The following is a 26018-nucleotide window of genomic DNA, read 5'->3' as shown; positions in this document are numbered from 1 at the left end:
TGTTGGTGTTGGTGTTGGTGTTGGTGTTGGTGTTGGTGTTGGTGTTGGTGTTGGTGTTGGTGTTGGTGTTGGTGTTGGTGTTGGTGTTGGTGTTGGTGTTGGTGTTGGTGTTGGTGTTGGTGTGGGCGTCGGCGTGGTGCCGCCGTCGCAGCTGCCGCCGGCGCTCCACAGGCTAGGCGAGGACACGGGATTCCAACCAGAACCCACATGGTCGGTTTGCGTCACCAAGGCCGTGTAGTTAGCACCCAGGTAAGTGACCACCGCACCGGCGTTGTAGGTGCCGCCCTCTTGCCACGGCACGCACGCGAGCACCGCACTGGCCGCCAGCAATTGCGAGCCTGCGGGCGCGCTGGCATCACCACCGCCGCCACATGCCGCCAGCACGCCACCGCTGGCCAGACATACCATCATATTCCTGATTGTTTTTTTGATTAGTAAATTTTCCACGCTGTCTCCTGTTCAGGTTTGCGGAAATACCACTCTGCTTCGTCAATAGCTACCCTTGATCTGTAATGCCGTTCAGTTAGTGTGTTAGTGATGCTATTTTTAGCCCAAGAACTAGGACAGGGGTCGGACCCCGAGGGGGAATGTGCTTCAATGGAGCACATTCCGATCACGAAGTGACCGACCCCAGCTCTTTGCCTCTGGGGTTAGCGAATTTACTGGCGCTCATCAATCACGCCAAAACCCTTAACTGAACGGCATTAACCCTTGATCTGTTTTTTTCAGTTGCGAGCACAGCATGGTGCTGAAAAAATAGGCGGTCAAGTGGTTTTAAAGTGGCATCAAAGTGAGCAATACCACTTCGCGCGAAAAGCGCAGCGGCGCATGCCGACGGCGTGTTGTCCTACTGGACAATGAAAAAACGACAGGGGGAGAATGAAAAAAGACGCTGCATCAGGAAAAGCCAGACCAGTTTTATAACACGCTGCAAGTGGTATTGCGTCAGCTTGCTGCACCGCCAAATACGGCAACGGCGGGTGCCTGCCTGGCCACCCGCCGTGTTTTCATGCTTATTGCGCCAGATCAAACACTGCCATCGACTCCACGTGCGAGGTGTGCGGGAACATATTGACCACGCCCGCCTTGCTCAGCACATAGCCCGCTTCCAGCGCCAGGATGCCGGCGTCGCGCGCCAGGGTCGATGGGCTGCAGGACACATAGACGATGCGCTTCGGCAGCATGTCCGGACGCACTTGCGACAAGCCCACCAAAGCCTGGCACAGCGCCATGGCACCATCGCGCGGCGGGTCGACGAGGATGCGGTCGAACTTGCCCAGCGCAATCAGGTCGTCTGTTGTCACCTCAAACAAATTGCGCGTCGAGAACGAGGTTTTTTCCGCCAAGCCATTGGCCAGGGCGTTTTCCAGCGCCCTCTCAGTGAGCGTGGTGCTGCCTTCGATACCCACCACCTCGCGGCCCTGCGTGGCCAGCGGCAAGGTGAAATTACCGAGGCCGCAAAACAGGTCGGCCACGCGGTCGGTCGGCTGCACTTCCAGCAAACGCAGCGCTTTCGACACCAGCACGCGATTGATGTGGTGGTTTACTTGCGTAAAATCGACGGGCTTGAACGGCATCTTGACGCCGAATTCAGGCAGCAGATAGTGCAATTGCTTATCCAGCGGATAGAAGGGCACGGCAGTTTCCGGGCCTTTGACTTGCAGCCACCATTGCACGCCGTAAGCGTCGGCAAAGGCCTTCAATGTCGTTTCGTCGTCCGCCGTCAATGGCGCCATGATGCGCAAGACCATGGCCGTGACGTCTTCGCCCACGGCCAGCTCGATCTGCGGCATCTGCTCGAAGATGGACAGCGAACCGATCAGCGCGCGCAGCGGCAGCAGCATGGCAGAGATGTGCGGCGGCAAGATTTCGCAGCTATCCATATCGGCGACGAAAGCCGATTTCTTTTCATGGAAGCCCACCAGCACGGCGTCTTTCTTCTTGACATGACGCACGGACAGGCGCGCGCGGTAGCGGTAGCCCCAGGTCGGGCCGTACATGGGGCGCATGATATTTTGCGGACGCACCTTGCCGATATGCCACAAGTTATCTTCCAGCACGCGCTGCTTGATCGCCACCTGCGCCGATGGCTCCAGATGCTGCATGGAGCAGCCACCGCAGTTGTCGAAATGCTTGCATTTTGGCGTCACGCGCATCGCTGATTCGCGGTGCAGCGCCGTCATGCGGGCCATCTCCCAGTTCTTCTTTTTCTTGAACGTCACAAAGCTGACGCGCTCTCCCGGCAATGCGCCTTCGACAAACACGACCTTGCCCGGCGAGCCGTCTTCGTTCTCAATATGGCCAACGCCACGGGCGTCCATGTCGAGCGATTTGATTTCGATGATATTTTCTTGCATAGCGATCAATAGGTAAGAGTGGGCCAGGACGCAGGGCCGCGCTGGAACTTGAAACAATAGGGAAAGGTCAGGCGCCGCGAGCGGGGCGTATGATAGCAGATCGCGACAGGCAAAAGCCGCTCAAGCCCGCACCGGGCAGCAAGCCTGAGAAAATGCGCAGGGCAAGGCGCGTGGCCGAAGACAGTACGCCAGTACGGCGAGGCCATGCAACGCCGCCGATGCGTTTTATCAGACTTGCTACAGTAAGGAATCGCGCACCACGCCGCGTGCCGCCATGGCCCGTTTAAGCTTGATCAAGGCTTCCTGCTGGATTTGGCGTACGCGCTCGCGCGTCACGCCCATTTCCTCGGCCAGCGTTTCCAGCGTCGCCGGATCGTCGTTGTCGAGGCCGAAACGGCGCATGATGACCACACGCTGCTTGTCGGGCAGCTTGGTCAGCCAGTCACGCACCAGCAGCGTCATTTCATGGTGTTCCGCGCGCGCATCGGGGCAGTCTTCGCTGGCGCCGGGCAACATGTCCATCAGGGAAGACTGCGGATCGTTATCGAGCGGCGCGTCGAGCGAGGTGGCATGTTCGGACAGGGCCAGGATATCCTGCACTTCTTCGACGGGACGCCCCACCAGGTGCGCAATGTCTTCCGCGCTGGCATCCTTGCCATCGTGGTGCTGGGCTTCCAGATGGTATTTGGCGCGCAAAATTTGATTCAGTTCGCGCACCATGTGCACGGGCAGGCGCACCGTGCGTGCCTGGTTCATGATGGCGCGCTCGATGCTCTGGCGTATCCACCAGGTGGCGTAGGTGGAAAAGCGAAAACCGCGCTCGGGCTCGAACTTGTCGATGGCCCGCATCAGGCCGATATTGCCCTCCTCGATCATGTCGAGCAAGACCACGCCGCGGTTGATGTAATGCTTGGCGATCGACACAACCAGGCGCAGGTTGTGCTCGATCATGATTTGCCGCGCTTCGAACGTGCCCTGCTTGGCGAGGGTGGCGTAATGGACCTCTTGCAGCGCAGTCAGCAGCGGTCGCGTGCCAATTTGGTTCAAATAGTGCTGCGTGGTGTCGGTCGACAGCTCGGCCGCCAGCACCTTCTTCAGTTCCTCCACACTTTCGACCAGCACGCTCACGCCGGCCACCTCGCCGCGCTCGGCCGCGTCGACGGCATCAATGGCGTCGAGCTCGCCGACGTCGTCGGCCGCGTCTTCGGGCAATTCCTGCTCATCATCGAGCTGATCGTGCGGCGCGTGTGTCATTGCTTTACCTAACGGTTAGGCAGAAATTTCGAAGGATCGACAGGCTTACCCTGTTGGCGAATTTCAAAGTGCAGCTTCACCCTGTCGGCATCGGAATCGCCCATTTCGGCGATGGCCTGGCCTTTGTTGACGTTCTGCCCCTCCTTCACCAGGATGCTGCGGTTATGCGCATACGCCGACAACAGGCTGTTGCTGTGCTTTACGATAACGAGATTACCATAACCACGGATTCCGCTCCCGGCATACATGACTTTTCCCGTACCGGCCGCCACCACTTGCTGTCCCACCTTGCCGGCGATATCGACGCCCTTGTTCTTGCCTTCGTCAAAAGTACCGATGACCTTGCCTTCGGAAGGCCACATCCAGCTGATCTTGTCGTCGCCAGCCGCTTGCGCGGCAGGTGTTGCCACAGCGCCTGCCGGCGCGGCAGCAACGGCCGGGGCAGGCTTGGCGTCCGTGGCGCCGCCGTCGGCGCGCAATTCGGCCAGCGTGGCATCGGAATACGCGCGCTTCTCGCCGCGCGGCCCCGTTTTCTTCGGCACGACAGGCGCCGCCGCTTTGATTTCCGTGACCGGCGGCATGACGATGGCCGAGGTCTGCGCGCCGCCCGTGCCGCCATTGGGCGGCAGCACGCGCAATACCTGGTCAACCTTGATGTCGTTCGGGTTGCTCAAGTCATTCCAGACCACCAGATCGCGGTAATTCTGGCCGTGTTCCAGGGCGATGCGCAGCAGCGTGTCGCCGCGCTTGACGGTGTAATAGGCCGGATCGCGGTCGCGCGGATCGCTGGCGGCGGCGCTGCTCGATGGATGGCGCTCAACGATGGGCGCCTGGACACCCGTGGTGCCGCAACCGCTCAGCAGGGCAGCGAGCGCGATGCTGCAAAGGAGTAATTTACTGTTCTTAATCATTCGTATGTCTATGTAGGTTCTGCTTGCTAGCTGATCCGGGGATCATATGGTGCCCGGGCGCAAAGGCACGAAATGGCAGTTTTCCAGGGCCTGGCTGGTCCATTCCATTTTCCCCACCCGGGTAATGAGTTGCAAGTGTTGCAATTTAGCCCCCACAGGGGCGACCAGACGCCCGCCGGGCGCCAGCTGTTCCAGCAAGGCTTGCGGGACTTCCAGGCCGGCTGCGGCAAGGATGATCCCGTCGAACGGGGCCGCCTGCGGCAGGCCAAGCATACCATCTCCGTACTGCAAACGCAGATTTGACACGCGCAGCGGGCGCAGATTGGCCTTCGCCAACTCGTGCAGGGGGCGGATGCGCTCGATCGAATACACCTCTTTGGCCACCAGCGACAGCACCGTCGCTTGGTAACCGCAGCCGGTGCCGATTTCCAGCACGCGCTGCAAGTTCCTACCCTGGCGCATCACTTCGATCATGCGCGCCACGATGTACGGCTGCGAAATGGTCTGGTGGTGGCCGATAGGCAAGGAGGCGTCGATATATGCCTGCGATGCCAGCGCCTCGTCCATGAACAGATGGCGCGGCACAGCTTGCATGGCGTCGAGCACCACCTGATCCTTGACGCCCTGCTTCGCGATACGCGCCACCATGGCCCGGCGCACGGCGTCCGATACCAGCGGGTTTTGCCGTGGTGGCGACATCACGGCCGGCTGCGCCCGCTCATTGGCGATAGCCTGAGCGCGCGACGGCGCAATGGGCAGCGTGGCCGGGTGGTATGAGGCGCCTGCCCTGGCCGCATTTTGCGCCGCATTCTGCGTCGCCGTCTGCGGCGTGGCGATCCTGGACTGCGCCAGCGACTGCCCCCCGCCCTGTCTGGCAGGCTTGCCGGCCAGCGAATCGAGGGTAAGGGGGAAGGTACGCGGCTTGTCAGTCATAGTGAGCGCTCATGCCAGGCCTTTTGCCAGTGCATCGAGTTGCGTGGTGTGTGTCAGATCAATCTGCAGCGGCGTGATCGACACTTGTCGATGTTCAACGGCATGGAAATCGGTGCCCGGACCGCCTTCCTTGGCGGCGCCGGCGGGGCCGATCCAAAAGATTTCACGGCCACGCGGATCGAGGGCGCGGATCACCGGTTCGGACGAATGGCGCTTGCCTAGGCGCGTGGCAACCATGCCTTGCAATTGCTCGTAAGGGATGGCCGGTATGTTCACATTCAACAAATACGGCTTCTGCAAGGCGTCAAACTGGCGCTCAACGATTTCTCTGGCTACGCGGGCGGCCGCGTCCAGGTTAGCCCAGCCAAACTGCGCCTGCGAAAAAGCGATGGCGGGAATGCCGAACAGATAGCCTTCCGTGGCGGCCGCCACAGTGCCCGAATACAGGGTGTCATCACCCATGTTGGGGCCATTGTTGATGCCGGAAACCACCAGGTCGGGGCGCTCGATGAGCATGCCCGTCAGCGCCACGTGTACACAATCAGTCGGCGTGCCATTGACAAAATAGAAGCCGTTGGCAGCCTTGTGCACGGACAGGGGCCGGTCCAGGGATAGCGAATTGGATGCGCCCGAGCGGTTGCTGTCGGGCGCCACCACGACGATTTCCGCAATGGGTGCGAGTGCGTCGGCCAGGGCCGCGAGGCCTGGCGCCAGGTAGCCGTCGTCGTTACTAATAAGAATTCTCATAAGCGGATTTTACCTGAAGCAATGCCAACACTGCGCGTGCCCACGCCAAATGGCAGCATTATTTATGCCGCCGCCCTGGCGTGGCGCACTGCATCAGCGCTGTGCGGTGCGCGTCTCGCACCAGCCCCCTTCCAGCGCCTGCACTTCGGTCTCTTGCAAGGCCAGCAAGGCATTCAGATTGCCTTGCAATTTGTACAGCCTTTTAAGTTGCACCATGGCGCGCCGGCGCAGCTTGCCAGACACACCGGGACGCAGCAGGCAAGACTTCAACTGTTCGGCCAGTTCACCCGCCTGCGGATACTGTTCGCGCTCTATCATGCCCTGCAACATCGAGACCATGCTGGCCAGGATGTCAGGCTCGGCCACGACATCGGCCAGCAAGTGGCGCGTGGCCTGGGTAGCCGCATGCTCGCTGCCCAGGCGCCGCTGCTGCGCCTGCAGCACGGCAGCGAGCAGGCGCCGCGCGCCTTCCAGGTCGCCTTCGCGTCCCAGCGCCTGCGCCAGGAGCCGCTTGCTGCGCAAGGTATCGCCATGCTCGGCACCAAACAGGCGCTCGCGCGTCGCCACCACCGTGCCCAGCACTTGCTGCGCCTGCGTCAGCCGTCCCATGCGCAGCAGCGTGGCGGCGCGGCCATCCATCGCCTCCAGGGTCAGCGGGTGCTCGCCGCCCAGTTGGCACGCGTAGCTTGCCAACACGCTATCTTGCAGCAGCAGCGCCGCCGCCAGTTCCCCCTGCTGCAAGACGGTGCGCGCCAGGCAGGCCCGCGCAGCCAGGGTATCGGGATGCTCGCTGCCGAGTACGCGCTGGCGCACATCGAGCACGTCCTCTTCCAGGAAGCGCGCTTCGTCGAGCTTGCCCAACTGGCGCAACAGGCGCGCCATGCCGCTCTTGCACGCCAGGCTGTCGGGATGTTCCTCGCCCAGCAGGCGTACGCGAATCTCGACGCTCTGGCGGAAGGCATCGAGCGCTTGCGCGCTGCGCCCGTCCTTGCGATACAACTCGCCCAGGCCGGCCAGGTCGCGCGCCAGCGGCAAAGCCACGGCGCGGCCCGGCTCAAGCAGCAAGGCCTGGCGCGCTTCGCCGATAGCGCCCAGCAAGGCGATTTCACGGCTCGACTGCCATGGGAAGTAGCCGCCCGTCAACCACTGCAAAAAGGCTTCGAAGGTGCGCGTGAGGGAAAAGCGGTCGCCGCCCTGATCGATGCGCACGGCCAGCTGCTCGCCATAAGCAAACGTTTTCGTCTGCTGCAGCTGGACTTCGTCGAAATAGCTGTCGAGGGAAATTTGCGACAAACCGTAGGACGTGCGCAACAAGCGCTCGAACAAGGGCTGGAAGCCGGCGATACCCTTGTGCGCATCGCCGCGGCGCCACTCGGCGCGCTGCGCGCAGTCGCCCATTTCTATGCGCGAAGGCAAGGGGTACACCAGCAGCGGGCGCTGTTCGTCCTCATGGCTGCAGCGGTAGTCGATGGCCCGCTTGACGAGCGCATCGACCCCTTCCAGGCTTTGCCGGTTCGGCGTGAAGACCACCACCAGCTTTTTCGGCAACAAGGTAGTGCAGATACCGGCACTGTCGGTGCGGCCCGTACGCGAATCGACCAGTACATAGCGGAAATGCCGGGCCAGGGTATCGGCGAAGCAGCGAAACAGGGCCGGACAGGCATCGAACAACTGGTCCCAGTGCATCTGCGCCAGGCGCTCGCTGTAGCTGGCGTCGAAGCGTCCCGCGCGCATCAGATATAGCGCGCTGCCCTGGTCGACGCGCACCACGTACTGCTGCCAGTCGATGGCGTCGAGCACGCGCTGCGCCAGCGCTGCATCCGCACTCTGCGCATCGCGCCCGCCGGCGCGCATGCCCGCCGTTTCCAGGCAGATGCGCTCGATCTGCTGGCGGCACGCCTCGAAAAACTCCAGCACGCCCGGGCGCTCCTCGTGCTGTTCAAAATAATGGTGCAGACCCGGCGCTTCCATGTCCCAGTCCAGCATCAGTACGGGTACGCTGGCATTTTCGCGCCGTGCCAGCAAGACGGCGATGTTCGACAAGGCCATGCTGCGGCCGGTACCACCCTTGTAGGAATAGAAAGTAACGACTTCGCCAGTGGCGCTCAAAGGTGGCAGGGACAGGCGTTGGCATTCCATGACGAGACCTTTTACGTGATTAACGTGGAAAGTGGGGGGGCGGAATGGCACGCCATTCCGGCGGGATGGCGGGTAACACGAAACGACTGCAATCGTGGCCGGGCGGTGTCGAGCGCTTGAGCAAGTGGTAATGCGTGGCAATGCGCTGCACGATGCGATCGATGTCGGGCAGGTATTGCGGATTCGACTTCAAGTCGCCGCTGGCCAGCGTGTAGCCGGAAAAATCGACGTACAGTCCCGAGTCCGTTATTTGCAGCGGCAAGCCGTCAGGATGGCGCGTCATGATGATGGGGATGATCAGATGGCTGGGCAGCTCATACCAGGCGCGCCGCTCCTGCTCGATTAGTTGCATGGCAGCAAATTCGCGTCGCGTGTAGCCGTGCGCTTCATATTTGGGCGTGTACAGCACGATCATGCAAACGCTCTGACACATGGCGCGCGCCACGCGCAGGTCGATGTCATCGCCGCCGCCCAGTTGTTCACTGTCGATGAACAGCACTTCCTCGCGGTCAAGGTGCGGCTCCAGATAGCAAGCCAGCGCTTCGATGAGATCATGCTTGAACTTGTTCATGAACGCATATTGGCCGTGTGCATAGCTCAAGAAACAGCCGTAGCGGATCTCCATGACATCCCCCCGTTCCCCCTGCGGCCCTGCCAGCGCCGCGCCTTGATCCTGCAAGGCATGAGTTCACTGTAGACCGCCCGGCAACAGCTCAGTTTGCGCTGGCGCAAAGATGTGTTTGGCGTCCTGAAGGGGCAAGAAAAAGCCAGAAACTGGCGCGATCACGCCCATTTCTGGCATAGCAGGCACGCACGCAGACGGGCGCAAGAAGCGCTAGTGGCTTGATAATAAAAGGAAATATGCCGGCGCGCGGAGGGCGCCGGCAATTCGGGCTAGACGCCCTTGGCGGGCAGGTTGCGGAAGAACTCCACCACTTCGGCGCTATCGCGTGTGCGCTTGAACGGTGGCAAGCTTTGCCAGATGCGCTTGCCATACGGTTTGGAAATGAGGCGCGGATCGCAGAGCATCAGCACGCCCCGGTCACCCTCATCGCGGATCAAGCGGCCCGCACCCTGCTTCAGGTTGATGATCGCTTCCGGCAACGAGTGGTGCATGAAACCGTTCTTGCCCTGCTTTTCCATCACTTCGATGCGCGCGGCCAGCACCGGGTCATCGGGTGGCGCGAACGGCAGCTTGTCGATAATCACCAGAGAGAGCGCATCGCCGCGCACGTCGACACCTTCCCAAAAGCTTTGGCTGCCGATCAGCACGCCGTTGCCGGCGGCGCGGAACTGGTCCAGCAATTCCGTGCGGCCCTTTTCGCCCTGCACGAACAGGGGGAAGTTCAGGCCGCGCTGCTTGAATTCGTCGGCCAGGCGTTCGGCGGCGCGCTTGACGGCGCGCAAGGTGGTGCACAGGAAGAAGGTACGCCCGCCCGCCGCCTCGATGATGGGCAAGGCGCAATCGATGACGGCATCCGTGTAGCCCAGCGAATTGGGTTGCGGCAGGTTTTGCGGCACGAACAGCAAGCCCTGCTGGCCATAGTCGAACGGGCTCGGCCAGGTGTGCGACGGTTCGCCCGTCAAGCCCATCTGTTCCGAAAAATGCTTGAAGTCGTTCTTCACGGCCAGGGTGGCGGACGTGAAAATCCAGCTGCGCGGCGTACCTTCGCGCTGGTTGTTGAAAATCGGTGCGATCGACAATGGCGTTTTATGCAATTGCAGCGAACTGGAAAATGCTTCCACCCAGAACACCGCTTCTTCGCCGACCGCCACTTTCGCCTTCGGATCGAACTTCCAGCCACTCAATTGCTGCGCCAGTTCGACGCCGCGCACGCGGCACTGCTCCAGCGTTTCAGCCCTTTCGGCCTGGGTTTCCAGCACGGCCACCATGCCGTCAAGCTCATCTTTGAGAGTCTCGAGGGCGGGGAAAAAGTCGCTCGACGCGGCGATCTGCGGCAGCGACAGGCGCACGATATCCTGAGGGAAGGTCAAACGCAGATCGCGCGCCGCCTTCTCCACCACCGTGACGGTTTTTGCCCAGTCGATGCCACGCGCATGCGCCAAGCCCTCGGCCAGCACATCGCGGCACAGTTCCAGCACTTGCGAGGTGGAGACCGTGTTGCCAAAGAATAAAGTAGCCGTATCGGGCAGCTGATGCGCCTCATCGAAGATGATGGTGTTGGCCGAAGGCAGTAATTCGGCCACGCCCGTGTCCTTCAGCGCTACGTCGGCAAAGAACAGATGATGATTGACCACCACCACGTCGGCCTGCTGCGCTTCCTTGCGCGCTTTCATGACGAAACAATCCTGATAATACTGGCACTCGGCGCCCATGCAGGTATCGCGCGTCGATGTCACCAGGTTCCAGATCATGGCGTTTTCCGGCACCTTGGCCAGCTCGGCCTTGTCGCCGGAGCTGGTCATCTTGATGAAGCGAGAAATTTCACGCAAATGCCCCACGTCGTCGCGCGAGGTCATGCGACCGTTCTGCAAGGTGCGTTCCAAGTGATAGTGGCAGACGTAGTTCGAACGGCCCTTGAGCAAGGCTACCGAGACGGGCGCCTGCAATGCGGCACGCACGGTGGGGATATCGCGCAGGAAGAGCTGGTCCTGCAAGTTTTTCGTACCGGTAGAAACAATGGTCTTGCCGCCCCACATCAGGGCCGGTACCAGGTAGGCAAAGGTTTTGCCGGTACCCGTGCCCGCCTCGGCGATCAGCGTCGTCTGGCTATCGATGGCGTGGGCGATGGCCTTGGCCATTTCCGTTTGCGAACGGCGCGGCTTGTAGCTGCCCACGGCGGGACCGAGCGGGCCACCGGCGCCAAACAGGCGCTCGATGTCGGCATCGTGCTTGCCGGGCACGGCCTGGAGTTCGGCTGGCAGATCGGCAGGCTGGCCATCTGGGCTTGCGGGCAATAAATTGTGATCGGTCAAAATATACTTAGGTGAAGGCGGGACTGGACGCTACTGGCGCCCCTCAGGCGGGAACATCGGGCACCAACTGCATTTTCAGCAAGGTGATGTGATCCTTCAATTGTAATTTACGCTTTTTCAGGCGGCGCAGCTGCAGTTCGTCATGATGACCATCGAGTATCAGCAACTCGATGACGGCATCGAGGTCACGGTGCTCCACGTTAAGTTCAATCAGGCGCCGCTCTATATGCTGTGCATCGCTCATGTGTCGCGTTCCAGGCAGTGTTGGTAATAGGCGCGCGCAGCGTACGCACGCAGCCATTGACGCCGGCATCGCCGGCAAGTGTGTAGTTTAACCTGCCGCGCGTGTTAGGGCACGCCATTTCCGGCATGCCCTAACACGACGGTCTTAATTAGCAGGCGGCACAGGTACAGCTACGGCCGGCTTGCTGGCCGCTGCCGCCTTGGCAGCCTTGGCCTGCGCTTCTGCCTGGCGCTCGGCCAGGCGTTGCGCGACGCGTTTCTGACGCGCCACGGCGTCAGCCTGCCTGCGCGCATAGTCTGCCTCGCGGGCCGCGCGGCGCGGCGCCTCGGCGGCATCGACGGCAGCCTGTTTCGCCACCTTCGCCGCTTGCTCAGCCTCGCGCGCGGCAACCCTCTTGCCTTCCGGCTTGAGCGGTGCTGGCTCGGGCGCGACCACCTTCACCGGCTTGGGCATGGCCGCCGAGCGCTGCTCGGCGTCGAGGCGTGCATCTTCCTGCGTCCTGGCCAGGTCGATATCGCGCAAGCGCACGGACTCGGCCCGCTTGAAGTAGTTGGCCTCGGCTTCGACTGCGCGCAGGCGCAGCAGGATCAGACGACGCTTTTCCTTGGCATTGTCAACACAGCTATTGACGAAAAACTTGTCGTAGCACTCCAGTTCGCGCGCCGCGAACGCATTTTCAGCGGCCTCGCGCTCGCTGAGCACCTGTTTCAGCTTGGCGTCCGCCTCGGCGACGGACAAGGTGGCGGGCACTTGCGGTGCACCGACCTCATCAGATGCCGCGCCCCGCTGGTGTGCGCAGGCCGACAAGGCCAGGACCAAGCTCAGCGCCGCCCCCAGCTTGTAGAGTGTATTTGCCTTCATGTTCATCATCCCTGCCTCAAACGATCGCGTCGGCCGCGCCGCGCTGTTCTTTTTCCATGTATTCGCGCGATTGCATTTCGACGATACGCGACACGGTACGGTGAAACTCGTTGGCCAGCATGCCGTTCGTGTACAGCTGCTCCGGCACCACTTCGGCCGACATGACAAGCTTAACTTTTTGATCATAGAATACATCGATCAGCCAGGTAAAACGGCGCGCCTCTGACGACTGCGACGCCGACATGGCCGGTATGCCGGACAATATCACCGTATGGAAGCGGCTGGCGATTTCCAGGTAATCATTTTGCGACCGGGGACCGCCGCACAAAGTGGCGAAATCGAACCAGATGATGCCGCCAGCGCGGCGCAGGCAATGGATTTCGCGGCTCTCGATGCGGATGCGCGCGTCTTCGTCGGCGGTCTCGGCGATGCGCGTGTAGGCGTCGCGCAGGGCCTCGTCGGTCGCAGCGCCCAATGGCGTATAGTAACTTTCCACCTGCTCCAGCGCCCGGCTGCGGTAATCGACACCGGCATCGACGTTTATCACATCGAGCTTGTCCTTCAGCAGCGCGATGGTCGGCAGCATGCGGTCGCGGTGCAGGCCGTCCGGATACAGCAAGTCCGGAGCGTAATTCGAGGTCATGATGAAAGACACGCCATTGGCACTCAGGGCCGACAGCAGGTTGTACAGGATCATCGCGTCGGCGATGTCGGAAACGTGGAATTCATCGAAGCAGATCAAGCGGTATTTCTTGGCGATGCGTTTGGCCACCTCATCTAACGGGTCGGCCACGCCTTTCAATTCGTCGAGTTGCTGGTGCACGCCGCGCATGAATTCGTGGAAGTGCAAGCGCGTCTTGCGCAGCAGCGGCACGACCGAGTAAAAACTGTCCATCAGGAACGATTTACCGCGCCCTACCCCGCCCCACATGTACACGCCCTTTGGCACGGCAGGACGGTTCAACAGACGCTTGAAGGTACTCGAGCGCTGACCCTTGTAAGCCACCCACTCGTCATAGCACAGTTGCAGGCGGTCGACCGCGCGCCGCTGGGCGGCATCGGCCTTGAAATCACGCTTCTGCAACGCGTGCTGGTAAAACTCTTCAACGTTCATGGGATTCGATTCAACAGAGATTCTTGACATAGCGAAAACGGGCCGGCAAGGCAGAAACTGCTTTGCCGGCCCGCTGCGAAGTAAGGTGACGCTTAGAAGTTCAGCGTACGCTTGTCGACGGCCAGGGCCGCTTCCTTGGTCGCTTCCGACAAGGATGGGTGTGCGTGGCAGATACGCGCGATGTCTTCAGCCGAGGCCTTGAACTCCATCGCCACGACGGCTTCGGAAATCAGTTCAGAGGCCATCGGGCCGACGATGTGCACGCCGAGAATTTCATCGGTGGTCGCATCGGCCAGGAATTTCACCATGCCCGAAGTATCGCCCAGCGCGCGCGCACGGCCGTTGGCCATGAACGGGAAGGTACCAGCCTTGTAGGCGATGCCTTCGGCCTTCAGGGTTTGCTCGGTCTTGCCGACCCACGCGATTTCCGGCGAGGTGTAGATCACCCAAGGAATCGTGTTGAAGTTGGTGTGGCCGTGCTGGCCGGCGATACGTTCGGCCACGGCAACGCCTTCTTCTTCCGCCTTGTGCGCCAGCATCGGGCCACGCACGACATCGCCCACCGCCCACACGTTCGGCAAGTTGGTCTTGCAGTCGCCATCGACGGCGATGAAGCCGCGCTCGTCGAGCTGCAGGCCGACTTTATCTGCACCCAGACCATTCGTGTTCGGCGTACGGCCGATCGAGATGATCAGTTTGTCGAACACGGCTGTTTGCGCTTCGCCCTTGGCGTCCACGAATTGCACGCTGACGTCTTTCTTGCCTGGCGTGATCGCACCGATCTTGCAACCGAGGTTGATCTTCAATCCTTGCTTGGTGAACAGCTTCAACGCTTCCTTGGCAATCTGCTCGTCCACGGCGCCGAGGAAGACCGGCAGGCCTTCCAGCACGGTGACATCGGAACCCAGGCGGCGCCAGACGCTGCCCATTTCCAGGCCGATGACGCCGGCACCGATGACGCCCAGCTTGGCTGGAACGGCGTCGATGGCCAGTGCGCCCGTGTTCGACAAGATCAATTTCTCGTCAAATGGTGCGCCCGCCAGTTCGCGTGCGTTCGAGCCCGTGGCGATGACCACGTGCTTGGCGCTCAATGTTTCGTTGGCTTCGCCCGTCACGCTGATTTCATACGTGCCAGCGGCGGCAGCGGCGAAAGCGGCGCGGCCATGGAAGAAGGCAATCTTGTTCTTCTTGAACAGGTACAGGATGCCGTCGTTGTTTTGCTTGACGACGGTATCTTTGCGCTTGAGCATCTGGCCCAGGTTCAGCTTCAGACCGGCGACATCGATGCCGTGCTCGGCGAAGCTGTGGCCGGCGTGCTCGAAATGCTCGGACGATTGCAGCAGCGCTTTCGACGGGATGCAGCCGACGTTGGTGCAAGTGCCACCAGGAGCGGCACCGCCCTTGGCGTTCGACCACTCGTCGACGCAGGCGACGGAAAAGCCCAGCTGCGCTGCGCGGATGGCGGCGATATAGCCGCCAGGGCCCGCACCGATGACAACTACGTCAAATTGTTTAGTACTCATGTTTTGTTATTCCAATCTCTTCGTCTGGTACGAAAATCCACAATAGAAGGTAAATCACCACGCCGAAGCCGAAGGTCAATGTAAACAGGACGAAGACGAGGCGCCAGATCCACGCTTCCATGCCGGAAGCGCGACCCAGACCACCGCAGACGCCACCGAGCCAGCGGTCGTTGCGCGAACGGCGCAGGCGATTAAATTCCTGCACCAGGTCATTCGACGCTCCGGCAGGCGCGTTGGCGTCGGACGTGTTGTCCGCCTTGTCCAAGTTGATATTGCTCAGGAGCTTGGCTTTCGCTTGCGCGAACTCGGCATCGCTCAGGGCGCCCGCCAGGTGTAACTCGTGCAGACGCTTGATTTCTTCAGAGACGTTCATGGGAATCCTCTTTCATTGAGATCAGCCAGCTGCGTCTTCTGGCAAGGGGTATCAGCTACATTGCCCCGGCGGCGACGCCGGGGTGCTACAGTGCTTACAGGTCCAGCAGCAGGCGTGCAGGATCTTCCAGCGCTTCTTTCATCGCCACCAGGCCGAGGACTGCTTCGCGGCCGTCGATGATGCGGTGATCGTAGGACATGGCCAGGTAGTTCATCGGACGCACCACGATCTGGCCGTTTTCGACGACAGCGCGGTCCTTGGTCGCATGCACGCCCAGGATGGCCGATTGTGGCGGGTTGATGATCGGGGTCGACAGCATGGAGCCGAAGGTGCCGCCGTTCGAGATCGAGAAGGTGCCGCCCGTCAGGTCGTCCAGAGTCAGCTTGCCATCCTTGGCTTTCGCGCCGAATTCACCGATTTTTTTCTCGATGTCGGCGATCGACAGCTGGTCCGCATTGCGGATGATAGGCACCACCAGGCCACGTGGCGAACCGACGGCGATGCCGATGTCGAAGTAGCCGTGGTAGATGATATCGTTGCCGTCAACGGAGGCGTTGATGATCGGGTATTTTTTCAGGGCGGCGACGGCGGCCTTGACGAAGAAGGACATGAAGCCCAGCTTGACGCCGTGCTCTTTCTCGAACTTGTCCTTGTACTTGTTGCGCAGGTCGATGACCGGCTGCATGTTCACTTCATTGAACGTGGTCAGGATGGCGTTCGTCGATTGCGATTGCAGCAGGCGCTCGGCGATACGTGCGCGCAGACGGCTCATCGGCACGCGCTCTTCCGGACGGTCGCCCAGACTGGCAGCCGATGGCGTGGCAACTTGCTGCAGCGCTGGCTTGGCAGCAACTGGCGCCAATGGCGCGACAGCTGGCTTGGCGGAAGCGGCCAGGGCGTCGCCCTTGGTCACGCGGCCATCTTTGCCCGAACCGGCGACGTCGCCAGCGGACAGACCTTTTTCGGACAGGATCTTGGCAGCGGCAGGCATGGCGACATCGCCTTTGCTTGCAGCAGCTGGGGCGGACGCGATAGCGGCGTCTTGCGCGGCGGCGGCCAGCGCTGGCGCAGGCACGGCCGATACTTCCATCGGGCTGACCTTGGCCGAGCCGTCAGTGTCGATAATGGCGATGACTTCGCCGGCGACGACGGTAGCGCCGTCAGCCTTGATGATCTGCACGATCACGCCAGCGACAGGCGCCGGCAGTTCCAGCACCACTTTATCGGTTTCGATATCGATCATGTTTTCGTCGCGCGTCACTGCCTCGCCGACTTTCTTGTGCCATGCCAGCAGGGTCGCTTCTGCAACCGATTCCGACAACTGGGGAACTTTGACTTCGATTTGTGCCATGTAAAACTCCGTTTATTTTGTTATTGCGGCGCCGCCCCTGCGTAGCAAGGGCGGCGCTCCGTCACGATGTATGCGAGCAGGCGCCATGCACTAGGCATGGCACCCGCCATCCTGCCAATTACTTGGTCAGGATAAAACCCTTCAGCTTCGAGAATGCTGTTTCCAGCAGATCTTTTTGCTGGGCGTAGTGCTTGTCATAGTAACCGACAGCAGGCGACGCCGAAGCAGGACGACCGGCGTAAGCCAGACGCTGGCCCGATTCCAGGCCTTCGAAGATGTTGTGCTGGATCTGGAACCAGGCGCCCTGGTTTTGCGGCTCGTCCTGGGCCCATACCACTTCAACCAGGTTCGGGAACTTCTTCAGTTCAGCAGCGAACGACTTGTGCGGGAACGGATACAGCTGTTCCAGGCGCACGATGGCCGTGTCGGTCTGACCGCGTGTCTTGCGTGCGTTGACCAGGTCGTAATAGACCTTGCCCGAGCAGGCGACGACGCGCTTGACTTTCTTGGCATCGATTTTGTCGTCGACTTCGCCGATAACGGTCTGGAAACCACCCTTGGCCAGGTCGGTCAGCGGCGAACCGGCATCCTTGTTGCGCAACAGCGACTTCGGCGTCAGGATGACCAGCGGCTTGCGGAACTGGCGCACCATCTGGCGGCGCAGCAAATGGAAGATCTGTGACGCCGTCGTCGGCTGCACTACTTGCATATTGTTGTCTGCGCACAGCTGCAAGAAACGTTCAGGACGCGCCGACGAGTGCTCAGGACCCTGGCCTTCGTAACCGTGCGGCAGCATCATGACCAGGCCCGAAGCGCGGCCCCACTTCACTTCGCCGGAGCTGATGAATTGGTCGATCACGACTTGCGCGCCGTTGGCGAAGTCGCCGAACTGGGCTTCCCAGATCGTCAGTGTATTCGGTTCAGCGGTCGAGTAACCGTATTCGAAGGCCAGTACGGCTTCTTCGGACAGCACGGAGTCGATGACGGTAAACGGTGCCTGGTTGTCCGACACGTTTTGCAGCGGAATGTACGTACCGGCATCCCAACGCTCGCGGTTCTGGTCATGCAGCACGGCGTGGCGGTGCACGAAGGTGCCACGGCCTGCATCCTGGCCCGTCAGGCGGATGGCGTAACCGGACGATACCAGCGATGCGTAGGCCAGGTGTTCGCCCATGCCCCAGTCCAGGTTCATTTCGCCGCGGCCCATGGTGCCACGGTCGCCCAGCACTTTTTCAACCAGCGAATGGACCTTGAAGTCTGCCGGCACGCTGGTGATGCGCGTCGCCAGGCGTTTCAGTTCCGTCATCGGCACGGCGGTGTCGGCCGAATCGGTCCATTTCTTGTTCAGGAACGGCAGCCAGTCGACCGCGTACTTGTTCTTGAAGTTCGAAATGACTGGATCGACGGTATGCTTGCCGGCGTCCATGGCGTCGCGGAAAGCGGCCACCATCTTGTCGCCGCCATCGGCAGGAATCACGCCTTGCGCTGCCAGCTTGTCCGCGTACAGCTTGCGGGTGCCTGGATGCTGGCCAATCTTCTTGTACATCAGTGGCTGCGTCAGTGCCGGCGTATCTTGCTCGTTGTGGCCAAGCTTGCGGTAGCAGATGATGTCGAGGACGATGTCCTTCTTGAATTCCATGCGGTAATCGAGCGCGATCTGCGTCGCCAGTACCACCGCTTCCGGATCATCGGCATTGATGTGCAGGACCGGCGCTTCGATCATCTTGACGACGTCCGAGCAGTACAGGGTCGAGCGTGCATCGCGCGGGTCAGAGGTGGTGAAACCGATCTGGTTGTTGATCACGATATGCACCGTGCCGCCTGTATGGTAGCCACGGGTTTGCGCCAGATTGAGCGTTTCCATGACCACGCCCTGGCCGGCGAAAGCTGCATCGCCGTGCACCAGAATCGGCAGCACTTGTGCGCCCTGCGCGTCGCCGCGGCGATCCATGCGGGCCTTGACGGAACCTTCGACCACGGGGTTGACGATTTCCAGGTGCGACGGGTTGAATGCCAGCGACAGGTGGACCGGGCCGCCTGCGGTGGAAATGTCCGACGAGAAGCCTTGATGGTACTTCACGTCGCCGGCAGGCAGGTCGTCGCCATGCTTGCCTTCAAATTCTTCGAACAGTTCCTGTGGCGCCTTGCCCAGGGTGTTGACCAGTACGTTCAAGCGGCCGCGGTGGGCCATGCCGATAACGATTTCCTGCACGCCTTTTTCGCCGGCGCGCTGGATGGTTTCATCCATCGAGGCGATGAAGGTCTCGCCGCCTTCCAGGGAGAAGCGCTTCTGGCCCACGTAACGGGTGTGCAGATAGCGTTCCAGCCCTTCCGCCGCGGTCAGGCGGTCGAGGATGTGGATTTTTTTCTCTGCGGTGAAATTCGGGGTGGAGCGGATCGATTCCAGTTTCTCTTGCAACCAGCGCTTTTCGGCCGGATCGGAGATGTACATGAATTCGGCACCGATCGAACGCGTGTAGGTATCGCGCAGATAGTTTTGCAGATCGCGCAAGGTGGCGGTCTCGGGGCCAAAATAGGTGTTGCTGATGTTGAACACGGTGTCCATGTCCGCGTCGGTGAAACCATAGAAGCTCAGCTCGAGCTCAGGAATCATCGGACGTTCCTGACGTTGCAGCGGATCCAGATTGGCCCAGTGCGAACCGAGGTAGCGATAAGCGGCGATCAGTTGCGTAGCAGCGACGCGCTTACGACCCATTTCAGCATCGAAGGAAGCGGTCACAGTGCGGATCGGGCCTGCTTTTGCGCGCTCGGCGAACGAGGCGACGACGGAGGCATGCGCCACGTCAGGCTTGTTGCTGCCGTCGACTGCAGGCACATGCTGCATGGCGTCGAAATAAGCGCGCCAGTTGTCCGGTACCGAACCTGGGTTATTGAGATACGCTTCGTACAGATCTTCGACGTACGGAGCATTCCCACCGAACAGGTAGGAGTTGGACGTTAATTGTTGCATCATATTGCTCACCTTTCTTCGCGCTTCGCGAGATTAGCGGGTTAATCTAACCTTCCGCGACACGGCCTGACCGGTTAGCGGATTGCACATCAAGTTGTGGGGGAAGGGATTTTTTATTGCGCCAGCATTCTGCATACCGTCATTTAGAATAGCACGCGGTATTGTAACGCAACAACCACTAGTTGAATTTTATTTGGCAAGCAAATGTAAGCCGGGCCGTTGCATTTGCGCGCCTTGCCGGCCAGTGACTGTTGCGCTTACGGCACTTCCTTGGCCACGCTGGCGTGCCGCGCGCGCCCGACTTGCCTGCCAGACAACGGCGATAGCGCGATGGCTGCCAGCCACTCGGGGTCGCCGGCAAACCAGTCCACCAGAAAGTCGAGCATCGTGCGCAGCAAGGGCGACATGTGCTGGCGCGACGTATAGATGCCGTAGATGCCCATGTCCTGCGGCTGATACGCGGGCAGCAGTTCCACCAATTGTCCGCTGGCGATCAGCGGCGCGGCCGAATAGCGCGGTTGCAGCGCGATGCCCGCCCCCGCCACCGTCGCCACTAGCAAGACCTGCGATTCATTTGCCGACAAGCGGCCACTGACAGGCACAGTGAGCGCTTCCCCATCGTGCGTGAACTGCCACAGGCTTTTGCCGAAGTAGGTATAGGTCAGGCAGTTATGCAAGGCCAGATCTTGCGCCCGACGCGGCGTGCCGTGCGCTGCCAGATACGATGGTGCAGCGCACACCACCGACGCGCAACTAGCCAGTTGGCGCGCGATCAGGTTCGGTTCGAGCGCATTCGTGATGCGGATCGCCAGGTCGATGCGCTGGTCCACCAGGTTGACGGCGCGGTTCTCCATCTGCAGGTCGACGGCGGTCTGCGGGTAGCGCTCCAAGTAAGCAGTCACTGCGCCAGCGAGCGCGGTCTGGGCAAGTGATTGCGAACAGCTAATGCGCAGCAAGCCGTGCGGCGTATGGCTACCCCCGGGTGCAGCCACGAGCATGGCGCCGGCCACTTCAAGCATTTGCCGGCAGCGCGCCAGAGTCGCCTCGCCCGCATCCGTCAAGCTCAGGCGGCGCGTGGTGCGATGCAGCAGACGCGCCCCCGCCCACTGCTCCATCGCGGCCAGGTAACGCGTCACCATGGCGCGCGACATATCGAGCGACTCGCTGGCAGCGACCATGCTACCGCGCTCGGCGATGGCGACAAACACCTGTGCGGCAGTTATGCGGTCCATTGGTACGCCTTCATTAATTAGTCTGACTCAGGCAATGCAGCATGGCAATCGACCCTACTTCACACCTATTCGCGTCACGATCATATGCCATCGCGGTGGCATCCTCAAGCACCATGCGCAGCGGCAGCATCCTGCGCCAGCCCGATGAAAGACCGAGCCTGCCAAGCGAAGGACGGCGCGTCGAACTGCATCAGCGGGTAGCGGCACGGCACTGCGCCAGCACAGTCCTGCCCTGCCCTGCCACTCCATGTGATCGGGCAAGGCAAGGTAAGGCACATACGCTTGCAGGCAGGGCGCACCATAAAAAAAGCGAGCTGGTCGGCTCGCTTTTTTTGCGCCGGGCTGCAAGGCCTGGCAGGAACACGGCGCCGTAACTTAGGCGCGCTTGTCCAGTGGCAGCACTTCGCGGGTCGTCGAACCGACGAACAGCTGACGTGGACGGCCGATTTTTTGCTCAGGATCGGCGATCATTTCGTTCCACTGGGCGATCCAGCCGATGGTGCGAGCCATGGCGAAGATACCGGTGAACAGCGACACAGGGATGCCCAGCGCCGATTGCACGATGCCCGAGTAGAAGTCGACGTTCGGGTAGAGTTTGCGCGAAACGAAGTAATCGTCGCTCAGTGCAATCTTTTCCAGTTCCATCGCCAGCTTGAACAGCGGGTCGTCTTGCAGGCCCAGCTCTTGCAGCACTTCGTAGCAAGTTTCACGCATCAGCTTGGCGCGTGGATCGAAGTTCTTGTACACGCGGTGGCCAAAGCCCATCAGCTTGACGCCGGAGTTCTTGTCCTTGACTTGCTCGATGAAGGCAGGAATGTTCTCGACGGTGCCGATTTCCTTGAGCATGTTCAGTGCCGCTTCGTTGGCGCCGCCGTGGGCAGGGCCCCACAGGCAGGCGATACCGGCAGCGATACAGGCGAACGGGTTGGCGCCCGACGAACCGGCCAGACGGACGGTCGAGGTCGATGCATTTTGCTCGTGGTCCGCGTGCAGGATCAAGATACGGTCCAGGGCGCGCACCAGCACGTCGTTGACCTTGTACTCTTCGCACGGGTTGGCGAACATCATGTGCATGAAGTTGGCGCTGTACGACAGGTCGTTGCGTGGGTACACGAAAGGCTGGCCGACCGAGTACTTGTAGGTCATCGCGACCAGGGTTGGCATCTTGGCGATCAGGCGGATGGCCGACACTTCGCGGTGATGCGGGTCGTTAATATCGAGCGAGTCATGGTAGAACGATGCCAGCGCGCCAACGGTGCCCACCAGGACCGACATCGGATGCGCATCGCGGCGGAAGCCACGGAAGAAAAATTGCATCTGTTCGTGCACCATCGTGTGCTTGGTGACAGTGTCGACGAACTTGGCTTTTTGCTCCGCGTTTGGCAATTCGCCGTTCAGCAGCAGGTAGCACGATTCCATGAAGTCGGCGTTGACGGCCAACTGTTCGATCGGGTAACCACGGTACAGCAGTTCGCCCTTGTCGCCGTCGATATAGGTGATCGACGAGTTGCAGGCGGCCGTCGACATAAAGCCTGGGTCGTAGGTGAATTTGCCGCTACCGGCGTACAGTTTGCGGATGTCGATGACATCCGGGCCAACCGTGCCTTTGTAGATTGGAAATTCAAGCGATGGGCTGCCATCGGAGAACGACAGGGTAGCTTTTGTGTCAGAGATATTCATGGGCTCTTCCTTCTCGGGAGTGAGTCGAAATTAAAATCAAAAATTCTGGCTGCAATTCGCACCGCAATTCGGCAGTGCTACAGCGCGCCACTCGCACCGTTTGCAATGTATCGCCCAGGCGTCTAGGCAATGCGCAGTCGTTGCAGCAGTGCGCACACATGCGGCAGATCGACTTCGCCTTCCGGCTCTTTACGGGCCAGTACCAGATCCATTAATGCATTGTCCGACAAGTCCAGCAAACGCGTCAGCGCGTCAACTTCATCATCGGTCAATTCAGTTTCATACGCATCGAGAAAACGGGTCAGGATGATGTCGTTTTCGACCAAGCCACGACGTGAACGCCAGCGCAGGCGGGCGCGGTTGGCCGGGTCGGCCTGATGCGAGGACAAAATTGATTCTGTCATTTGGTTTACCACCTTACATGTGCCTTGCGGCACGGTGTTACTTTGCAGGCGCCGCCTGCAGGCAAGAGAAAATATCCTCTACCGGCAAACGGCGCCCAGCGGATGCAATCAGACGTATCAGATCGCGCGGCGTACCATCAATTCCTTAATCTTGCCGATCGCCTTGTTCGGGTTCAAGCCTTTCGGACAGACATCGACGCAGTTCATGATCGAGTGGCAGCGGAACAAGCGGTACGGGTCTTCCAGGTTGTCCAGACGCGCAGCGGTTGCTTCGTCGCGCGAATCGGCGATGAAGCGGTAAGCTTGCAGCAAGCCGGCCGGGCCGACGAATTTATCCGGATTCCACCAGAACGACGGGCACGACGTGGAGCAGCAAGCGCACAGGATGCACTCGTACAGGCCATCGAGTTCTTCGCGCTGTTCCGGCGACTGCAGGCGCTCTTTTTCAGGCGGGATCGAATCGTTGATCAGGAAAGGCTTGATCGAATCGTATTGCTTGAAAAATTGCGTCATGTCGACGATCAGGTCGCGGATAACTGGCAGACCTGGCAATGGACGCAGCACGATAGGCTCGGACAGCTCGTTCAGGTTGGTGGTGCATGCCAAACCGTTCTTGCCGTTGATGTTCATCGCGTCCGAACCGCACACGCCTTCGCGGCACGAGCGGCGCAGGGCCAGCGAGTCATCGACGTCCGCCTTGATGCGCTGCAGTGCATCGAGCAGCATCTTGTCGGTGTCTTTCAGTTCGACCGTCAGGTCTTGCATGTACGGCTTGGCATCCTGGTCAGGATCGTAGCGGTAGATTTTGAATTTAAGAGTGCGTGCCATGATATAGCCTTAGAAAGTACGTGGTTTCGGTTTGAAGGTGTCAACCGTCAGCGGCTTGGTCACGACTGGCTTGTATTCCAGTCGGTTGCCTTCCGAATACCACAAGGTGTGCTTCATCCAGTTGTCGTCGTCACGCAGCGGATAGTTATCCTGGGCGTGCGCGCCGCGCGATTCCTTGCGGGCCGCTGCCGAAACGATGGTCGCTTTCGCCGTTTCGATCAGGTTATCGAGCTCCAGCGCTTCCACGCGGGCCGTGTTGAAGACCATCGACTTATCTTTGAAGGAGACGTGCTTGCGACGCTCGTCAAGCTTCATGATTTCTTCGACGCCCTTGTTCAGCATTTCGTCGGTACGGAACACGCCGCAGTACTTCTGCATCGTGGCGCGGATGTCGTTCGCCACGCCCTGCACGGTTTCCGTGCCGGTCGAGTTTTCCAGGCGCGCCAGGCGGCCCATGGCGAAGTCGGCAGCATCGGCTGGCAAAGGCTTGTTTTCCCTGGCTTTCAGACCGCTGCCCACGATGTGGTTGCCGGCCGCGCGGCCAAAGACCACCAGATCGAGCAGGGAGTTCGTGCCCAGACGGTTAGCGCCGTGCACCGAGACGCAGGCGCATTCGCCGATCGCGTACAGGCCGTTGACGACCTTGGCCGAATTATCGGGGCCGGTCGGGGTGACAACCTGGCCATGGATGTTCGTTGGAATGCCGCCCATCTGATAGTGAATCGTCGGCACGACAGGAATTGGTTCCTTGGTGGCGTCGACGTTGGCGAACTTGTGACCGATTTCCAGAATCGACGGCAGGCGCTTGGCGATGGTGTCGGCACCGATATGGCGCAGGTCGAGCAACACATAGTCCTTGTTTGGACCGCAGCCGCGACCTTCCTTGATTTCCTGGTCCATCGAACGCGACACGAAGTCGCGCGGCGCCAGATCCTTCAGGGTCGGCGCATAGCGCTCCATGAAGCGTTCGCCTTCGCTATTGATCAGGATACCGCCTTCGCCGCGCACGCCTTCGGTGATCAGGACGCCCGCGCCAGCCACGCCGGTCGGGTGGAACTGCCAGAATTCCATGTCCTGCAGCGGCAGGCCGGCACGCGCCGCCATACCCATGCCGTCACCGGTATTGATGAAGGCATTCGTCGAGGCGGCGAAGATACGGCCTGCGCCGCCCGTTGCCAGCACCGTCGTTTTTGCTTCCAGGATCATGCATTCGCCGGTTTCCATTTCCAGCGCGACAACACCAATCACGTCGCCTTCGGCGTCACGGATCAGGTCGATTGCCATCCATTCGACGAAGAAGTGCGTGCGTGCACGCACGTTGCGCTGATACAGCGTGTGCAACAGGGCGTGACCGGTACGGTCCGCTGCCGCGCAAGCGCGCTGCACCGGCTTTTCGCCGAAGTGGGCAGTGTGGCCGCCGAACGGACGCTGGTAAATCGTGCCGTCAGGATTGCGGTCGAATGGCATGCCGAAGTGTTCCAGTTCATACACGACCTTCGGTGCTTCACGGCACATGAATTCGATGGCATCCTGGTCGCCCAGATAGTCGCCACCCTTGACGGTGTCGAACATGTGCCAGAACCAGTTGTCTTCGGCCATGTTGCCGAGCGATGCGCCGATACCGCCCTGCGCCGCAACAGTGTGCGAGCGGGTCGGGAAAACTTTCGACAGGACAGCGACGTTCAAGCCGGCTTCAGCCAGTTGCAACGACGCGCGCATGCCGGAACCGCCGGCACCAACGATCACCGCATCAAAGCGGCGGGTAGGAATTGCAGATTTATATGCTGCCACGATTACACACTCCAGAGTATCTGTACCGTCCAAGCGGCACAAGCGATCAACCACAGCATGGTGGCAATTTGCAGGGTAAGACGCAGGCCTGCGCTTTTCACGTAATCCATCCAGATGTCGCGGACGCCTACCCATGCATGAAAGAACAGCGCCAGGAAGGTCACCAGGCTGAACAATTTAAACCACTGCTGTGCGAACAGACCAGCCCAGCCTTCATAGCTGAAGTTGCTGCCAGTCAGGAAAGAAATAAGCAGGATGGCCACATAAGCCACCATGACGATGGCGGTGACGCGTTGCGCCAGCCAATCGCGTAAGCCGTAATGGGCACCGACAACGATGCGTTTCGGTCCGATATTATTGTCTGCCAT

22 protein-coding genes are annotated in these 26018 nt (G+C 60.6%); all 22 read right to left on the bottom strand.

Features of this window, described 5'->3' with window-relative positions:
• Positions 1-411, bottom strand: a 411-nt coding sequence (locus tag ACQ4V8_RS02215; protein ID WP_436570812.1) for a carbohydrate-binding protein, incomplete at its 3' end; no start/stop codon positions are given.
• Between the two features lie 602 nt (positions 412-1013).
• A complete protein-coding gene (rlmD, locus tag ACQ4V8_RS02210; RefSeq protein WP_010399887.1) occupies positions 1014-2357 on the bottom strand; it encodes a 23S rRNA (uracil(1939)-C(5))-methyltransferase RlmD in 1344 nt (447 codons plus the stop codon).
• Positions 2358-2594: 237 nt separating this feature from the next.
• Complete coding sequence (gene rpoS, locus ACQ4V8_RS02205; protein ID WP_010399888.1) at positions 2595-3611, bottom strand: RNA polymerase sigma factor RpoS; 1017 nt, start codon at positions 3609-3611, stop codon at positions 2595-2597.
• 8 nt (positions 3612-3619) lie between these two features.
• Complete coding sequence (locus tag ACQ4V8_RS02200; RefSeq protein ID WP_070346494.1) at positions 3620-4522, bottom strand: peptidoglycan DD-metalloendopeptidase family protein; 903 nt, start codon at positions 4520-4522, stop codon at positions 3620-3622.
• A 42-nt stretch (positions 4523-4564) separates the two neighbouring features.
• A complete protein-coding gene (locus ACQ4V8_RS02195; protein WP_010399891.1) occupies positions 4565-5455 on the bottom strand; it encodes a protein-L-isoaspartate(D-aspartate) O-methyltransferase in 891 nt (296 codons plus the stop codon).
• A gap of 9 nt (positions 5456-5464) precedes the next feature.
• Positions 5465-6202, bottom strand: a complete 738-nt coding sequence (gene surE / locus ACQ4V8_RS02190) for a 5'/3'-nucleotidase SurE (protein WP_010399892.1) — start codon at positions 6200-6202, stop codon at positions 5465-5467.
• Positions 6203-6295: 93 nt separating this feature from the next.
• A complete protein-coding gene (locus tag ACQ4V8_RS02185; RefSeq protein WP_070346492.1) occupies positions 6296-8341 on the bottom strand; it encodes a KGGVGR-motif variant AAA ATPase in 2046 nt (681 codons plus the stop codon).
• A 19-nt stretch (positions 8342-8360) separates the two neighbouring features.
• Complete coding sequence (locus ACQ4V8_RS02180; RefSeq protein ID WP_010399895.1) at positions 8361-8966, bottom strand: toll/interleukin-1 receptor domain-containing protein; 606 nt, start codon at positions 8964-8966, stop codon at positions 8361-8363.
• A gap of 269 nt (positions 8967-9235) precedes the next feature.
• Positions 9236-11260, bottom strand: coding sequence for a DNA repair helicase YoaA (yoaA, locus tag ACQ4V8_RS02175; RefSeq protein ID WP_334686011.1), 2025 nt, complete (start codon positions 11258-11260; stop codon positions 9236-9238).
• A gap of 61 nt (positions 11261-11321) precedes the next feature.
• On the bottom strand, positions 11322-11522 hold the full coding sequence (locus tag ACQ4V8_RS02170) for a YdcH family protein (protein ID WP_010399897.1): 201 nt from the start codon (positions 11520-11522) through the stop codon (positions 11322-11324).
• 144 nt (positions 11523-11666) lie between these two features.
• Positions 11667-12383, bottom strand: coding sequence for a hypothetical protein (locus ACQ4V8_RS02165; RefSeq protein ID WP_070346642.1), 717 nt, complete (start codon positions 12381-12383; stop codon positions 11667-11669).
• A 16-nt stretch (positions 12384-12399) separates the two neighbouring features.
• Positions 12400-13497 (bottom strand): cell division protein ZapE, encoded by a 1098-nt coding sequence (zapE, locus tag ACQ4V8_RS02160; RefSeq protein ID WP_010399899.1) that lies wholly within the window; start codon positions 13495-13497, stop codon positions 12400-12402.
• A 92-nt stretch (positions 13498-13589) separates the two neighbouring features.
• Positions 13590-15020 carry a dihydrolipoyl dehydrogenase gene (gene lpdA, locus ACQ4V8_RS02155; protein WP_010399900.1) on the bottom strand — a complete coding sequence of 477 codons (1431 nt, stop codon included), beginning with the start codon at positions 15018-15020 and terminating at the stop codon, positions 13590-13592.
• Positions 15010-15393: a PspC domain-containing protein gene (locus ACQ4V8_RS02150; protein ID WP_010399903.1), complete on the bottom strand. Its 384-nt coding sequence runs from the start codon at positions 15391-15393 to the stop codon at positions 15010-15012. Before ACQ4V8_RS02150 ends, lpdA begins: the two co-directional genes overlap by 11 nt.
• Positions 15394-15487: 94 nt before the next feature.
• Positions 15488-16744, bottom strand: coding sequence for a 2-oxoglutarate dehydrogenase complex dihydrolipoyllysine-residue succinyltransferase (gene odhB, locus ACQ4V8_RS02145; protein ID WP_010399905.1), 1257 nt, complete (start codon positions 16742-16744; stop codon positions 15488-15490).
• A gap of 118 nt (positions 16745-16862) precedes the next feature.
• The gene (locus tag ACQ4V8_RS02140) at positions 16863-19718 is read right to left on the bottom strand and encodes a 2-oxoglutarate dehydrogenase E1 component (protein WP_043462383.1); all 2856 of its coding nucleotides are present in this window, start codon (positions 19716-19718) and stop codon (positions 16863-16865) included.
• 254 nt (positions 19719-19972) lie between these two features.
• Entirely contained in the window at positions 19973-20947 is a 975-nt protein-coding gene (locus ACQ4V8_RS02135; RefSeq protein WP_070346491.1) for a LysR family transcriptional regulator, read from the bottom strand.
• A gap of 375 nt (positions 20948-21322) precedes the next feature.
• Positions 21323-22627, bottom strand: coding sequence for a citrate synthase (gltA, locus tag ACQ4V8_RS02130; protein WP_010399909.1), 1305 nt, complete (start codon positions 22625-22627; stop codon positions 21323-21325).
• A gap of 122 nt (positions 22628-22749) precedes the next feature.
• Positions 22750-23031: an FAD assembly factor SdhE gene (locus ACQ4V8_RS02125; RefSeq protein ID WP_070346490.1), complete on the bottom strand. Its 282-nt coding sequence runs from the start codon at positions 23029-23031 to the stop codon at positions 22750-22752.
• Between the two features lie 117 nt (positions 23032-23148).
• Positions 23149-23859, bottom strand: a complete 711-nt coding sequence (locus tag ACQ4V8_RS02120) for a succinate dehydrogenase iron-sulfur subunit (protein ID WP_010399911.1) — start codon at positions 23857-23859, stop codon at positions 23149-23151.
• Positions 23860-23868: 9 nt separating this feature from the next.
• Positions 23869-25650 (bottom strand): succinate dehydrogenase flavoprotein subunit, encoded by a 1782-nt coding sequence (gene sdhA / locus ACQ4V8_RS02115; RefSeq protein ID WP_010399912.1) that lies wholly within the window; start codon positions 25648-25650, stop codon positions 23869-23871.
• Between the two features lie 2 nt (positions 25651-25652).
• Positions 25653-26018, bottom strand: a complete 366-nt coding sequence (gene sdhD / locus ACQ4V8_RS02110) for a succinate dehydrogenase, hydrophobic membrane anchor protein (protein WP_010399913.1) — start codon at positions 26016-26018, stop codon at positions 25653-25655.

Source organism: Janthinobacterium paucivorans, assembly GCF_051380805.1.
Classification (GTDB): Bacteria; Pseudomonadota; Gammaproteobacteria; order Burkholderiales; family Burkholderiaceae_D; genus Janthinobacterium; species Janthinobacterium lividum_D.
The sequence above is the reverse complement of the archived record's forward strand: the minus strand, read 5'-3'. Positions and strand labels throughout refer to the sequence as shown.